This is a genomic window from Pseudonocardia sp. EV170527-09 (assembly GCF_008369905.1).
Classification (GTDB): Bacteria; Actinomycetota; Actinomycetes; order Mycobacteriales; family Pseudonocardiaceae; genus Pseudonocardia.
In genome coordinates, this window is record NZ_VRMC01000071.1 from 15863 (window position 1) to 29748 (window position 13886).

Annotated in this window: 12 protein-coding genes; 7 read left to right on the plus strand and 5 right to left on the minus strand. The window is 75.1% G+C overall.

Translation table 11 applies throughout. The features are described from left to right. Positions 1–8 precede the first annotated feature (8 nt). Positions 9–1181 carry an acetoin utilization protein AcuC gene (locus FVA95_RS20380; RefSeq protein WP_149665603.1) on the minus strand — a complete coding sequence of 391 codons (1173 nt, stop codon included), beginning with the start codon at positions 1179–1181 and terminating at the stop codon, positions 9–11. A 34-nt stretch (positions 1182–1215) separates the two neighbouring features. Next, positions 1216–2133 (minus strand): sulfurtransferase, encoded by a 918-nt coding sequence (locus tag FVA95_RS20385; protein WP_149665604.1) that lies wholly within the window; start codon positions 2131–2133, stop codon positions 1216–1218. A gap of 93 nt (positions 2134–2226) precedes the next feature. Here FVA95_RS20385 and FVA95_RS20390 point away from each other — a divergent pair, with 93 nt between their 5' ends. Both FVA95_RS20390 and galE read left to right on the plus strand, forming a co-directional pair. Continuing rightward, complete coding sequence (locus FVA95_RS20390) at positions 2227–2943, plus strand: metal-dependent transcriptional regulator (protein ID WP_075333573.1); 717 nt, start codon at positions 2227–2229, stop codon at positions 2941–2943. 15 nt (positions 2944–2958) lie between these two features. Next, the gene (gene galE / locus FVA95_RS20395) at positions 2959–3927 is read left to right on the plus strand and encodes a UDP-glucose 4-epimerase GalE (RefSeq protein ID WP_149665605.1); all 969 of its coding nucleotides are present in this window, start codon (positions 2959–2961) and stop codon (positions 3925–3927) included. Positions 3928–4031: 104 nt separating this feature from the next. Here the strand turns inward: galE and FVA95_RS20400 are convergent, their stop codons facing one another. Further along, the gene (locus FVA95_RS20400) at positions 4032–5165 is read right to left on the minus strand and encodes a DUF4192 domain-containing protein (RefSeq protein ID WP_149665606.1); all 1134 of its coding nucleotides are present in this window, start codon (positions 5163–5165) and stop codon (positions 4032–4034) included. A gap of 195 nt (positions 5166–5360) precedes the next feature. Between FVA95_RS20400 and FVA95_RS20405 the strand changes: the two genes are divergently transcribed. Next, positions 5361–6854 (plus strand): FGGY-family carbohydrate kinase, encoded by a 1494-nt coding sequence (locus FVA95_RS20405; protein WP_149665607.1) that lies wholly within the window; start codon positions 5361–5363, stop codon positions 6852–6854. Positions 6855–6911: 57 nt separating this feature from the next. Beyond that, a complete protein-coding gene (sthA, locus tag FVA95_RS20410) occupies positions 6912–8342 on the plus strand; it encodes a Si-specific NAD(P)(+) transhydrogenase (RefSeq protein ID WP_149665608.1) in 1431 nt (476 codons plus the stop codon). A gap of 1 nt (position 8343) precedes the next feature. Here sthA and FVA95_RS33095 read toward each other — a convergent pair whose 3' ends face one another. Beyond that, positions 8344–9327 carry a M23 family metallopeptidase gene (locus FVA95_RS33095; RefSeq protein WP_240051624.1) on the minus strand — a complete coding sequence of 328 codons (984 nt, stop codon included), beginning with the start codon at positions 9325–9327 and terminating at the stop codon, positions 8344–8346. Between the two features lie 302 nt (positions 9328–9629). On the opposite strand from FVA95_RS33095, the gene FVA95_RS20420 reads away from it, so the two are divergent. From FVA95_RS20420 to FVA95_RS20430, 3 genes are read left to right on the plus strand one after another with little or no spacing between them, the layout of a single operon-like run. Continuing rightward, a complete protein-coding gene (locus FVA95_RS20420; protein ID WP_149665609.1) occupies positions 9630–11576 on the plus strand; it encodes a glycerophosphodiester phosphodiesterase family protein in 1947 nt (648 codons plus the stop codon). A 59-nt stretch (positions 11577–11635) separates the two neighbouring features. Continuing rightward, a complete protein-coding gene (locus tag FVA95_RS20425; protein WP_149665610.1) occupies positions 11636–12877 on the plus strand; it encodes a sensor histidine kinase in 1242 nt (413 codons plus the stop codon). Further along, the gene (locus FVA95_RS20430; RefSeq protein ID WP_149665611.1) at positions 12874–13521 is read left to right on the plus strand and encodes a response regulator transcription factor; all 648 of its coding nucleotides are present in this window, start codon (positions 12874–12876) and stop codon (positions 13519–13521) included. The genes FVA95_RS20425 and FVA95_RS20430 overlap by 4 nt, the downstream gene beginning before the upstream one ends. Before the next feature lie 195 nt (positions 13522–13716). Here FVA95_RS20430 and FVA95_RS20435 read toward each other — a convergent pair. After that, on the minus strand, positions 13717–13886 hold a 170-nt coding region (locus tag FVA95_RS20435), incomplete at its 5' end, for an integrase core domain-containing protein (protein ID WP_149665612.1).

Genomic DNA, 13886 nt, shown 5'->3' on the forward strand with positions numbered 1-13886 from the left:
GGTCGGTCTCAGTCCCGCGGGTCGTCGGGGTCGAGGCCGTGCAGCGGGAACACCGCACGACGGGTCTCCAGGATCGCGGAGTCGACGCGCTCGCCGAACGAGCCGCCCCACCGCTCGAACGCCGGGTCGGCGCCGTCGGACATCGACACCGGCAGCGGCGACCGGGTCCGGGTCGCGGCGAGCGCCGTCCAGTGCGCGGGGATCGAGGTGTCCGGGTCCAGGTCGCGGTCCAGCGCCACCGCCATCAGGTGTGTCCACGAGCGCGGGACCACTCGGTAGAGCGCGTACCCGCCGCCGCCGAGGACCAGCCACTTGCCGCCCGCGGTGGTCTCGGCCATCTCGCGCAGCGCGTGGTAGATCGCCCGGTGGCCGTCGACCGACAGCTCCAGGTTCGCCAGCGGGTCCTCGGCATGGGTGTCCGCGCCGCACTCGGTGACCAGCACCTGCGGGCGGAAGGACTCCAGCAGCGACGGCACGACGCCGTGGAAGGCCCGCAGCCAGCCCGCGTCGCCGGTGCCGGGGGGCAGCGAGACGTTGACGGCGTACCCCTCGCCGGCACCGCGGCCGGTCTCCCCCGCCCAGCCGGTGCCCGGCCACAGGGTGAGCGGGTGCTGGTGCATCGAGATCGTCAGCACCCGGGGGTCGTCGTAGAAGCAGTCCTGCACGCCGTCGCCGTGGTGGACGTCGACGTCGACGTAGGCGATCCGCTCGTAGCCCTGCTCCAGCAGCCAGGCGATCGCGACCGAGCAGTCGTTGTAGACGCAGAAGCCCGCAGCGCGGTCGTGCATCGCGTGGTGCAGCCCGCCCGCCATGTTCACCGCGCGGTCCGCGCGGCCCTCGGCGATCTCCCGGGCGGCGGCGACCGAGCCGCCCGCGATCAGCGCGGACGCCTCGTGCATGCCGAAGAAGATCGGGTTGTCGGCGGTGCCCAGTCCGTGGCCGACACCGAACGGCGACTCGGGGGCGGACTTGACCGCCGTCTGGAAGCCGGGGGTGTGCACCCGGGTCAGGTCCACCTCGCCCGCGGGCTCCGGAACGACAAGGTCGACGCCGTCGAGCACCCCCAGCCCGCGGGAGAGCTCCATCATCAGCTCCAGCCGCACCGGGTTGAGGGGGTGGTCCTCGGACAGCTGGTAGGTCAGGAACTCCGGAGTCCACACCACCGACGTGCGAGCGCTCATGGGCCGGAACCGTATGCCAGGCCGGCGGACGCGGTCACTCCCGCGCGGCCCACGGCCGGTCCCCGATCTCCACCGGGCGCTCCGGGTCGGCACTCCACTCCGACCACGACCCGGGGTACAGCGCGGCCGGGGCGTCCGGCGTCGTGAGGCCGGACTCCTCCAGCGCCAGCACCAGGGCGCAGGCGTTGACACCGGACCCGCAGTAGGCGCCGGTCGCGACACCCGGTGCGACGCCGGCGGCGCGGAAGCGCTCGGCCAGCGCGTCGGCGCGGTGCCAGCGCCCGTCCGGGCCGGTGTTCGCCGCGGCCGGGGTGTTGCGAGCACCCGGGACGTGCCCGGCACGCGGGTCGACCGGCTCGGTCTCGCCGCGGAAGCGGGCGGCGGCACGGGCGTCGAGGAGTACCCCGTCGCGGGCCAGCGCGGCGGCCCCGTCGGCGTCGACGACGGGCATCCCGCCCGGCCGGACCACCAGGTCGCCGAGCGGCAGGGGCTCCGGCTCCGGTGCCCCGGCACCCGGGGCGCTCCCCGCGACGGGCAGGCGTGCGGCCTGCCAGCCGGCGAACCCGCCGTCGAGCACCCGGACCCGGCCGGGCGCGACGCCGGCCCAGCGCAGCAGCCACCAGGCGCGAGCGGCGACCGAGCCGTCGAGGTCGTCGTAGGCGACGACAAGCTGGTCCGGGGCGTCGTCACGGATCCCGGCCCGGCGCAGGACCTCCTGCAGCGCACCGGTTCCGGGCAGCGGGTGGCGCCCGCCGGGCCCCGGGCGCGCGGGACCGGCGGAGAGCTCGGTGTCGAGGTCGACGAACACCGCTCCGGGGATCCGGTGCGCCTCGTGGTCCGCGCGGCCGGGCGGGCCGACCAGACGCCACCGGACGTCCAGCACCACCGGTCGTGCGGTGGCGGCGGCCGGGGCGGACCCCAGCAGGCCGGCGAGTTCCGAAGGGGGGATCATGGATCCGGACACGCGCCCCATCCTGCCCCGGACGGGCTCGCCATGCGCGGGAGCCGCGCTGGGTAGACTGGACGTCGAACGAAGGGGCCCCATGTGAACGACCTCATCGACACCACGGAGATGTACCTCCGCACCATCTACGAACTCGAGGAGGAAGGCGTCGTCCCGCTGCGCGCGCGGATCGCCGAACGCCTCGGACAGAGCGGGCCGACCGTCAGCCAGACGGTGGCCCGCATGGAACGCGACGGACTCGTCGTCGTGGCCGGGGACCGCCACCTCGAGCTGACCGACGAGGGTCGCGGCCGCGCCGTCGCCGTCATGCGCAAGCACCGGCTCGCCGAGCGGCTGCTGATCGACGTGATCGGGCTCGAGTGGGAGCTCGTCCACGCCGAGGCGTGCCGCTGGGAGCACGTGATGAGCGAGGACGTCGAGCGCAAGCTGCTGCACCTGCTCGACAAGCCGACCGTCTCGCCCTACGGCAACCCGATCCCGGGTCTGGAGGAGCTGGAGCGCGGTGACGACACCTCGGCGTCGTCGTCGGTGCCGCCCACCCTCGAGGTCGGCCTGCAGCGGCTCGACGAGCTGGCCCGTCGCGGCGGCGGTCGCGTGGAGATCCGGCGGATCGCCGAGCACGTGCAGCTGGACTCCGACCTCATGGGCGAGCTGAAGCTCGCGGGGATCGTGCCCGGCAACGCGGTCGAGGTGGGCCCGATCTCCCGCTTCGGCGACCCGGTGCCGGTGAGCTCGGACGACGAGAAGTCGACCGTCGCTCCGCCGGTCGCGCACGCCGTGCTCGTCCGCGCGATCTGAGGAGGATCCGGACACGTGAAGCTGCTCGTCACCGGCGGCGCGGGTTACGTGGGCAGCGTGTGCGCCGCACACCTGCTCGACGCCGGCCACGAGGTCGTCGTGCTCGACGACCTGTCCACCGGCCACCGCGACGCCGTGCCCGCGGGGGCGGAGTTCGTCGAGGGTGAGCTCGGCGCCCGCGCCGGGGAGGTCCTGGGCCGCGGCGGGTTCGACGGCGTGCTGCACTACGCCGCCCGCTCGCTGGTCGGGGAGTCCGTCGAGCAGCCCGAGAAGTACTGGGACGGCAACGTCGTGGCCTCGTTCCGGCTGCTGGAGGCCGTCCGGGAGCACGCGGTGCCGCGGCTGGTGTTCTCCTCCACCGCGGCCACCTACGGCGAGCCGGAGCAGGTCCCGATCCCGGAGACCGCGCCGACCCGGCCGACCAACCCCTACGGGGCGAGCAAGCTCGCGATCGACCACATGATCACCTCCTATGCGCGGGCGCACGGCCTGGCCGCGACGAGCCTGCGGTACTTCAACGTGGCCGGGGCGCACCTGTCCGGTGACACCCCGCTGGGGGAGCGGCACGCGGTCGAGACCCACCTGATCCCGCTGGTCCTGCAGGTCGCTGCGGGCACCCGGCAGTCGATCTCGGTCTACGGCGACGACTGGCCCACCCCCGACGGCTCCTGCGTGCGCGACTACATCCACGTCGACGACCTCGCCGAGGCCCACCTGCTCGCGCTGACCCACGCCGTCGCGGGCCGGCACGACATCTACAACCTCGGCAGCGGTCAGGGGTTCTCCGTGCTCGAGGTGGTACAGGCCTGCCGCACGGTGACCGGGCACCCGATCCCGGCCGTCGTCGCGCCGCGCCGGGCCGGGGACCCTGCGGTGCTGGTGGCCTCGAGCGAGCAGGCCGCGCAGCAGCTGGGCTGGAAGCCGTCGCGCACCGCGATCGCCGAGATCGTCGCCGACGCCTGGGAGTTCGCCCGGTCCCGGTGACCCGGACCGCCGTCGGTGTCCCGGCCGGGGCGCCGGGCGGCGGGGCGTCGGTCGACCGGGGTGCCGGCCGGCCGAGCAGCGGCCCGCCGCCTCGGCCGACTGGCTCACCGGACGGCCGGGTCGTCGGTCGCGTCCGGGTCGAGCATCGCGGTGAGCAGCCGCCGCAGTCCGCGCGGGCCCGCCCACCGCGCGGCGGGCGAGCGCGGGTCACGCGTGCCGTGCAGGCTGCTCGCCACCACCCCGGCGAGCATGTGGTCGGGCCGCTCGTCCAGCGCCCGCTGGACCGCCCCGGTCGCGAGCGCCCCGTCACCGCGCAGCAGGGCGCACACCGCGAGCAGCGCCAGCGGGTGCGCCCGCTGCGGTGACGGCAGGGCCGCGGCCAGTACCGCCCACAGCTGTTCGGCGTCCGCCGCGCGGCCATCCAGGCAGCGGCGCAGCGCCTCGTCGCGCACGTCACCGACGTCGAGGGCGCCGCACAGCGCCAGCGCCAGCCGGTCGTCGACGACGAGCCGGCTCGCGGCGGCCTCGTCCAGGCAGGCGTCGAGCAGCGCGGTGCCGACCGCGGCGGAGACCCTGGCGGGCGCGGCGCCGATGTCGCGCAGCCGGGCCCGGCGGCGGCGGGCGCCGGCGTCGCCGTCGAGCGGGGCGAGCACCGCAGCGCGGTCGGGCAGGACGGCCCGGCCGTCGCGGACCGCGGCCGTGACCCCCAGGGCGGTCGACGCCGGGTCGGGCAGGATGCCGCCGCAGGTGCAGGGCTGGTCGAAACAGCCCCAGCGGTCCCCCGCCCCGGTGCCCGTCGCCCAGAGCACCGCGACGGGCTCGATCCCGGCGTCGAGCAGCGCCCGCCGCGCGGCGGACCCCATGTCCCGGCGGCTCCGGCGCGGGCTCGGCCCGCCCGGGCCCGGGTCGCGCACGACCAGTGCCAGTGCCCGGGCAGGCCGTTCGCCGGTGAGCACCCCGACCGCCTCCTGGCACACCCGGCGCGCCGAGGCCGACGAGCGCGGGAGGTCGACCCGCACGGTGAGCCCGACCCCGCCCCCCTGACGCGAGCCGGTGAGCGAGACGAGGACCAGCGAGTCCCGGGGGTGGAACCCGAGCAGCACCGGGATCGCGGCGATCAGCTCGGCGGGAGCCTCGAGCCGCGGCGGCGGGCCGAACGGCTCCGGTGGACCGGGGTCGGGCGGGTCCGCCGTCCCGGACGGCGGCGGGGCGGGTTCGGGCTGGGGGCAGGCGGTCATGGCACCACGGTCGGTCCGGGCCGGGGCATGCGGAACACCGTCACCCGCCCGGCTGTGGACAGCCGGGCGCCACACCCCTTCCTGAGGGGGTGTCGTGGATGGTTCGGGGCGGCGCGGCGGCCGACAGGTCGACCTGCACGAACGTTCTGGGCCCGCGCTGTGTGCACCACGGGCCGGGGGAGGTAGGAACGTCCCATGCGCGTGTATCTGGGCGTCGACATCGGCACGTCGGGTTCGAAGGGCGTCCTCGTCGGCGCCGGCGGCCGGGTGCTGGCCCGGACCGACCGGGCACACGACACCGCGCAGCCGGTGCCCGGCCACGTCGAGCACGACGCCGAGGCCGTCTGGTGGGGCGACTTCGTCGCGATCGTGCGGGAGCTGCTGCCCGCCCTCGACGACGGCGCCGAACTCGCCGGGCTGGGGGTGTCGGGGATCGGGCCGACCCTGCTCCCCGCCGACGGCGACGGCCGCCCGCTGCGCCCGGCCATCCTCTACGGCGTCGACACCCGCGCCGGCGCCGAGATCGACGAGCTGAACGCGGAGCTGGGCGTCGACGCGATCCTGGCCCGGGCCGGGACACCGCTCTCGTCGCAGGCGGTGGGGCCGAAGTGGCGGTGGCTGGCCCGGCACGAACCGGAGGTGTTCGCGCGCACCGAGATGTTCCTGATGTGCTCGTCGTACCTGGTGCACCGGCTCACCGGCGAGTACGTGCTCGACCACCACTCGGCCAGCCAGTGCGACCCGATGTACGACCTGACCGCCGCGGACTGGGCGCCCGACTGGGCCGAGCGCACCGCCCCGGGCATCACGTTGCCCCGGCTGCTGTGGCCCACCGAGGTCGCCGGGCGGGTGACCTCGGCGGCGGCCGCCGCGACCGGTCTGCCGGAGGGGCTGCCGGTCACCGCCGGCACCGTCGACGCGTGGGCCGAGGCCACCAGCGCCGGCGTCACCGGCGCCGGGGAGGTGATGGTCATGTACGGGACGACGATGTTCCTCATCGAGGTCATCGACCGTCCGCATCCGCACCCGGCGATGTGGACGACCCGCGGCGTCGAACCGGGGTCGTTCACCCTGGCCGCCGGGATGGCGACCTCCGGGGCGATCACGAACTGGCTGCGCGACCTCACCGGGGAGGGGTTCACCGAGCTCGTCGCCGAGGCCGCCGAGGTGCCCCCGGGCAGCGGCGGGCTGCTGCTGCTCCCCTACTTCGCCGGGGAGCGGACCCCGCTGTTCGACCCGGACGCCCGCGGCATCCTCGCCGGGCTGACCACCGGGCACACCCGCGGCGAGGTCTACCGGGCCGCGCTGGAGGGCATCGCGCACGGCGTGCGGCACAACCTGGAGGTCATGCGGTCCGCGGGCGGCGGCACGAAGCGCCTGGTCGCCGTGGGCGGCGGGGTGCAGGGCGGGCTGTGGACCCGGATCGTCACCGACGTGACCGGGGTCCCGCAGGACGTGCCGGAGCAGACCGTCGGCGCCGCGCTCGGCGACGCGTGGCTGGCCGCCGTCGCGACCGGGGCCGAGCCGCGGCTGCGCGACTGGAACCCGGTCGCCCGCACGATCGAGCCGGACCCGGCGGCCCGCGAGGTGTACGACCGCTTCCACCCGCACTACCGCTCGCTCTACACCGCCACCCGGGAGACCGCGCACTTCCTCGCCGACGAGCGGAGACGCTCCTACCGGCCGTGACACGCTGTTCACACCCGCACGGTTGCCGCGCGGCATCCCGACCACCACGCTGTGCGGGTGAGTGCCGACGAGTCACCCGCCCACGACTACGACCTGCTGGTGATCGGCTCCGGTCCCGGCGGGCAGAAGGCCGCGATCGCCGCGGCGAAGCTGGGGAAGCGGGTGGCGATCGCCGACCGCGGCCACATGATGGGTGGCGTCTGCGTCAACACCGGCACCATCCCGTCGAAGACGCTGCGCGAGGCGGTGCTGTACCTCTCCGGGTTCAGCCAGCGCGAGATGTACGGCGCCAGCTACCGGGTCAAGTCCGAGATCACCATCGACGACCTGCTGGCCCGCACCCGGCACGTGATCGGCCGGGAGACCGAGATCGTCCGCAACCAGCTGCTGCGCAACCACGTCGACATCCTGACCGGGACCGCGCGCTTCACCGACCCGCACACCGTCGTCGTCGAGGGGTCGGGCCGGGGTGACCACAACCAGGTCACCGCCTCGCACTTCGTGGTCGCGACCGGGACCCGCCCGGCCCGGCCGGACACCGTCGCGTTCGACGGCGAGCGGGTCGTCGACTCCGACCAGGTGCTGCAGCTCGGCCGGGTGCCGGGCTCGATGGTCGTCGTCGGGGCGGGGGTCATCGGCATCGAGTACGCCTCGATGTTCGCCGCGCTCGGCACCCGGGTGACCGTGGTGGAGAAGCGGGACTCGATGCTCGGCTTCTGCGACCCGGAGGTCGTGGAGTCGCTGAAGTTCCACCTGCGGGACTCGGCGGTCACCTTCCGGTTCGGCGAGGAGGTGTCCTCGGTCGAGGTGAACGGCCGCGGCACGGTGACCAGCCTGGCCAGCGGCAAGAAGATCCCGGCCGACATGGTCATGTACTCGGCGGGCCGGCAGGGCATGACCGAGGAGCTGGGCCTGGACGCGGCGGGCATCCAGGCCGACGACCGGGGTCGCATCGAGGTCGACAAGCAGTACCGGACCTCGGTCGAGCACATCGCGGCGGTCGGCGACGTGATCGGGTTCCCGGCGCTGGCGTCGACGAGCATGGACCAGGGCCGCCTGGCGGCCTACCACCTGTTCGACGAGCCGGTCCGCGAGCTGCACGAGCTGCAGCCGATCGGCATCTACACGATCCCGGAGATCTCGTTCTGCGGGCGGACCGAGGCCGAGCTGACCGCGGCGGCGATCCCGTACGAGACCGGGCTGTCCCGCTACCGCGAGCTCGCCCGCGGCGCGATCGTCGGCGACTCCTACGGCATGCTCAAGCTGCTGGTGTCGCCCGAGGACCGCCGGCTGCTCGGGGTGCACGTGTTCGGCACCAACGCCACCGACCTCGTGCACATCGGGCAGGCCATCATGGGCTGCGGCGGGACGGTGGACTACCTCGTCGACACCGTCCTGAACTACCCGACGCTGTCGGAGGCCTACAAGGTCGCCGCGCTGGACGCGACGAACAAGATCCGCGCGCTGGAGGCGGTCCAGAGCTCCTGACTCAGGTGTAGCGGAACCCGTTCGCGTCGAGCCACGGCTTCGGGTTGATCTTGGTTCCGCTCGGGTCCACGACCTCGATGTGCAGGTGCGGGCCGGTGGACTGGCCGCGGTTGCCGACCTCGGCGATCTGCTGGCCCGCCGCCACCTTCTGGCCGACCGAGACCAGCGAGCGGTTGATGTGGCCGTAGACGGTGACCGTGCCGTCGGCGTGCCGGACCCGGACCCACATGCCGAACCCGCTGGCCGGGCCGGAGCTGATGACGGTGCCGGCGATCGGCACGTGGATGGGGGTACCGATCGGCGCGGCGATGTCGAGCCCCATGTGCTGGGTCCCCCAGCGGGAACCGAAGCCCGAGGTGACCCGGCCGGTCACGATCGACACCGCACCGCCCGCGGACGCGGACTGCAGCGCGCCGGTGGCGCCCGCGGCACGGGCGGCCTCCACCGCCCGGGCCCGCTCCTCGGCGGCCTTGCGGACCTGGTCGACCGAGGCAGTGGCGGCCTGGACCGCGGAGGCGGCCCTGGCACGGCCGGTGTCCGCGGCGGCGACGGTGCGCGCGGCCGCGGAGGGGGCGGCGGCCGGGGCGGCGAGCGAGGCGATGGTGGCCGGGTCCGCGATCGGGGAGGTCGCGGTGTCCGCGGCGGACCGGGGCGCGGGCACGGCGGCCGGAAGAGCGGCGTTCTGGTTCGACACGGACGACGATCCCGCCGTGTCGAACCAGGACGTCACGGCCACGGACAGGTCGTCGGAGCCGACGGTCGCATGGGCGGTGGCCGCGATGCCGCCCACCGCGACGACGGCGGCGGCGATCCGGGTGGACGCCGACCAGCGCGAACCGTCCTCGGTCCGGATGTCACGGGCGCGCCGGACGTAGGGACCTGCGGGGAACGAGCCGACCGGGGCCCCGATCCCGGCCACCGCGAGCTGCGGGGCCGGGATCGCGAGGCTCGTCCGACGGCTCCGGGGGGAGCGATGCCGTGCCACGACGATTCCTTCCGGATCGCGGAACGGCGGACAACCCGTGGGGAGCGGGCGGCCCCCTGGGGAGGAGCCGCGTCCGGTTCGTGACCGTTCCGTGATCTGTTTCCGACGCTAGCCGGACGCACCGGACGGACAAACCCGAACGGGTGATCACGAGACCGACGGGATGTTGCGGGCGGTGAGCGGACGAGGCCTGCCACTCGCCCCGGCACCTGCCGTTCACCGTGCCGCCGATCCGGTCGGTCCACCTTGAGGACAGCCCTGAGCTGGGCTTTTCCCCTACCGTGCGCCGGGGGCGAGTGGTCGTGGCCCGGCTCGTCGCCCTCGACGCGCTCACCCACAGTGATGACGCGTGCGCGGCGGCTCCGCGGCGTGTCGTCCGCGGACGCGGCCCGGCCGGGACCCGTTCGGCGCACCTCGTCGTCGACGGCGCGTGCACCCCCTCACCCGGTGCCCGGATTGCCGCAGCGGTGCCGCCGGGGTTGTCTGAACGGGTGCGCCGCCTCCTGGTCCCCCTGCTGACGTGCGCGTTGCTGGTCGTCCTGGCACCGGCGGCACTCGCCGACCCGGCACCGGCCGTCGCGACCGCGGCCCCCGTCCGGTACGTCGCGCTCGGCGACTCCTACGCCGCTGGCGTCGGGGCCCGGCCGGACCCGGCCACCGGCGACTGCCGGCGCAGCGCCGCGTCCTACCCGGCGCTGTGGGCGGCCCGCCACGACCCGGCGTCGTTCGTCAGCGTCGCGTGCAGCGGCGCCACCAGTGGCGAGGTGATCGCCCGGCAGGTGCGCACGGTCTCCGCCGACACCACCCTGGTGACGATCACCGTCGGCGGCAACGACACCGGGTTCGGGCCGGTCCTGGCCGTCTGCAGCACCGCCCGCGACGACGAGACCTGCCTGCGCGCCATCCGGGGCGGGGAGCGCGCCGCCCGCTGGATCGCTCCCGGCGGGTTGATCTCGACGATCGTCGGTGTCCGGCTGCAGGCCCCCGGGGCGAAGATCCTGGTCCTGGGCTACCCGCGGCTGTTCGAGCCGGGCCCCGACTGCGACGTCCCCGGCGTCCCGAACGCCGTCCGCCGGGAGGCACTGAACCGGGCCGCCGACACCCTCGACGCCGCCCTCGCCGACGCGGCCGGCCGCTTCCGGGGCCAGTTCGTCGACGTCCGCGCCGCGTTCGCCGGACACGGGGTCTGCTCCGCCGACCCGTGGATCACTCCCCCGCCGGCGTCGGCCCCGGCCATTTACCACCCGACCCCCCAGGGTTACCGCGACGGTTACCTGCCCGCGTTCGAGGCGGCCGTCACCCGACCCTGGCCACCAGGTCCTCGCCGGGTCGTCCACCGGAGGACACTCGCGCGACACCGGCCGGACCGGCCGCACCACGAAGGTTCCCAGGTACCGCCCCCGATCCTGAGGACTCACCTCGTGCGACGCCTGCTCGGTACCCTTCTCGTCCCCGCCGCCCTCCTCGCGACGGCGACGGTCGCCCTCGCCGACACCGACCGTCCCCGGACCGGCCCGGAGGTCGTCGCGCACCGCGGCGCCTCCGCCGACGCCCCGGAGAACACCCTCGCCGCAGCCGACCAGGCACTGGCCCAGCGGGCCGACGCCGTCGAGGTCGACGTCCAGCGCACCGCCGACGGCCACCTCGTGCTCGTCCACGACGCCACGCTCGCCCGCACCACCGACGTCGAACGGGTCTTCCCCACCCGCGCCCTGGCGCCCGTCGGCACATTCACCCTCGCCGAGCTGCGCCGCCTCGACGCCGGATCGTGGTTCTCCCCCGCCTTCGCCGGGGAGCGCGTCCCGACCCTCGCCGAGTTCGCCGACCGGCTCCGCGGCCGCGCGGACCTGCTGGTCGAGCTGAAGGACCCGGCGCAGTACCCGGGTGTGGAGAAGGAGGTCGCCTACGAGGTCGACGGCCTCCGCTCCGGCGTCGTCGTGCAGTCCTTCGACCACGACGCGATGCGCCGCTTCGCCGAGGCCGCCCCGGAGATCCCGGCCGGATGGCTGTTCGGCGGGCGCCCGACCACGGCGCAGCTCGACGACGCCGCCGCCCACGGGGTCACCCAGATCAACCCGTCGTTCCGGGTCGTCGACGCCGCCCTGGTCGCCGAGGTCCGGGCGCGCGGGATGCAGACCGGGGTCTACACGGTCAACGACACCGACGACATGCGGCGGGTCGCGGCCACCGGGGTGGACCGGATCATCACCGACCGGCCCCGGGTGCTGCGGAAGGTCCTCGCCGGCTGAATCCTGGTGGTCGTCGGTGTCCCGTGGTGCACTGACGCGATCCCGGGAGGAGGTGGCCGGTGCGAAGGATCCCGCTGCTCGACGTCGGCCTGGCCGCGGCCGGACTGGTGTGCACGCTGGCCGAGTGGGCCCAGTGGTGGAGGTGGGGGGCGACCGCCTACCTCGTCCAGGCGCTCGTCGCGACCGGTCTGACCGCCGCCCTCGCGGTGCGCCGGCGCCACCTCACCGGCTCCGCGGTGGCCACCGCGGTGCTGCTGGGAGTGCTGGCACTGAACTTCTGGGCCGCACCGGTCGGCATGGGGGTGTCGCCGCTGCTGCTCTGCGCGCCGCTGACCGTCGTCGCGGTGACCCGCTACGGCCGCCGGCGCGGGTGGGGCGTGGTCGCCGTCCTCGTGGCACTGGCCGGGATCCCGGTCAGCCCGGCGCTGCAGTTGTTCAGGGCGGGGCAGGGGCTGCAGCCCTTCGAGCGGCTCGGGGAGCTCGCGCCGATGATCGCCGTGCACGTGCTGGTGATCGCGGTGGCCTACCTGTGGGCGCTGCGCCAACGTGAGGTCACCGACCGTCACACGGCCGAGCTCGCCGAGGTCCGGGCGCGGGCGCTGGCCCACGCAGAGCTCGTCGCCGCCCACGACCGGAACCGGATCGCGGCCGACGTGCACGACATCGTCGCCCACACCGTCGCGTTGATCCGGGTCGAAGCCGCGACCGGCCTGTGCATCGCCGAGGACGAGCCGGAGCACGCCGTCCGGGCCCTGGCCACGATCAAGGACGCCGCCGGGGAGGCGATGGCCGAGCTGCGCACGCTGGTCGGCCTGCTCCGTTCACCCGACGCCGCCGACCTCGTCCCGGGCGGGACACGGACCACCGTCCCGGCCCTGCTCGACCGGATCCGGGACACCGGCCTCCTCCTCGACGCCGACGTGCCCGACGACGAGGGACTCGCCCACATCGACGCGCTGCTCGGCCCGGCCACCTCGCTCGTCGCGGTGCGGGTCCTGCAGGAGGGACTGACCAACGCGGTCAAGCACGGTGACCGTGCCCGGCCGGTGACCGCCGCCCTGTACGCCGACGGCGGTGGCGGCGGAGTGCGGGTGGAGGTCCGCAACCGCCCGGGCACGGCCGCGGGAGGCTCGGGGCACGGTCTCGCCGGGATGCGCCAACGGGTCGCCGCGGTCGGTGGCCGGGTCACCGTGCACGCCGACGACCACGAGCACGTCCTCGCGGTGTGGCTGCCCCCGGCCGGCACACCCCACGCGGCGCCGGCCGGGCCCGACGCGCCGGTCGCGAGCGGCACCCGATGATCCGGGTCGCCGTCGTCGACGACCAGCCGCTGCTGGCCTCGGCGTTCGCCGCCTTCCTCGACCGGCGACCGGGCATCACCGTCGTCGGCACCGCGCACGACGGCGTCCAGGCCCTCGAGCTGTGCCGGCAGCACGATGTCGACGTCGTGCTGATGGACCTGCGGATGCCGGTGCTCGACGGCGTCGAGGCGACCCGCCGGCTGACCTCCCGCGGGGAACGACCACGGGTGCTAGTGCTGACCACGTTCGACGTCGACGAGTTCGTCGTCGCGGCGGCCCGGGCAGGGGCACGGGGTTACCTGCTCAAGGACGCCGAGCCGGCCGAGCTGGTCGCCGCGGTGCGGGCGGTCCACGAGGGCCGGGCTGTGCTGGGCGGTGGGACCGAGCCCTCGGAGCTGCTCCGCGCCCGGCTCGGCGCGCCCCGGGGCGCGCCGGCACCCGGGCCGGACCCGCTGGCGTCGCTGTCCGCGCGCGAGCAGGAGGTGCTCGGGGAGATCGCCGCCGGTGCCAGCAACGCCGAGATCGCCGAGCGCCTGCACATCGCGGAGACGACGGTGAAGACCCACGTCGGGAACCTGCTCACCAAGCTCGGCTGTCGCGACCGGGTGGCGCTCGTCGTGCTCGCCCACACCGCGGCGCGCTGACCCCGTCCTCCCCCGGGAGGAGCCGGGGGCCCCGGACCGTCCCACGGGAGGAGGCGACGGTCCGCAGCCGGCGATGACACTGCGCGCCATGGGAATCCACGTCATGCCCGCCGTCCGCTGTGACGACGTGTCGGTCGTCCTCGGCCGCCGACAGGTGCTGGACGGGCTGTCGCTGCAGGTCCGGCCGGGCACCGTCTACGTGTGATGTCCAGGGAGGTTGGTCAGCCTGGTGACTGGTGGCTGGCCGCCGATGGTGGAGTGAGCGCGGTGGTGATTGTAGAAGTGCAGCCAGCCGGGTAGGGCGTCGTTGCGTTGGCGGGTCGACTCATAGAGTCGGGCGTAGGCCCAGCCGTCGGCCAGGGTCC

Bases quoted from the DNA above. Each gene is read 5' to 3' on its own strand.
- FVA95_RS20380 (WP_149665603.1), bottom strand. From the start codon at position 1,181: ATGAGCGCTCGCACGTCGGTGGTGTGGACTCCGGAGTTCCTGACCTAC.
- FVA95_RS20385 (WP_149665604.1), bottom strand. From the start codon at position 2,133: ATGATCCCCCCTTCGGAACTCGCCGGCCTGCTGGGGTCCGCCCCGGCC.
- FVA95_RS20430 (WP_149665611.1), top strand. From the start codon at position 12,874: ATGATCCGGGTCGCCGTCGTCGACGACCAGCCGCTGCTGGCCTCGGCG.
- FVA95_RS20400 (WP_149665606.1), bottom strand. From the start codon at position 5,165: ATGACCGCCTGCCCCCAGCCCGAACCCGCCCCGCCGCCGTCCGGGACG.
- FVA95_RS20405 (WP_149665607.1), top strand. From the start codon at position 5,361: ATGCGCGTGTATCTGGGCGTCGACATCGGCACGTCGGGTTCGAAGGGC.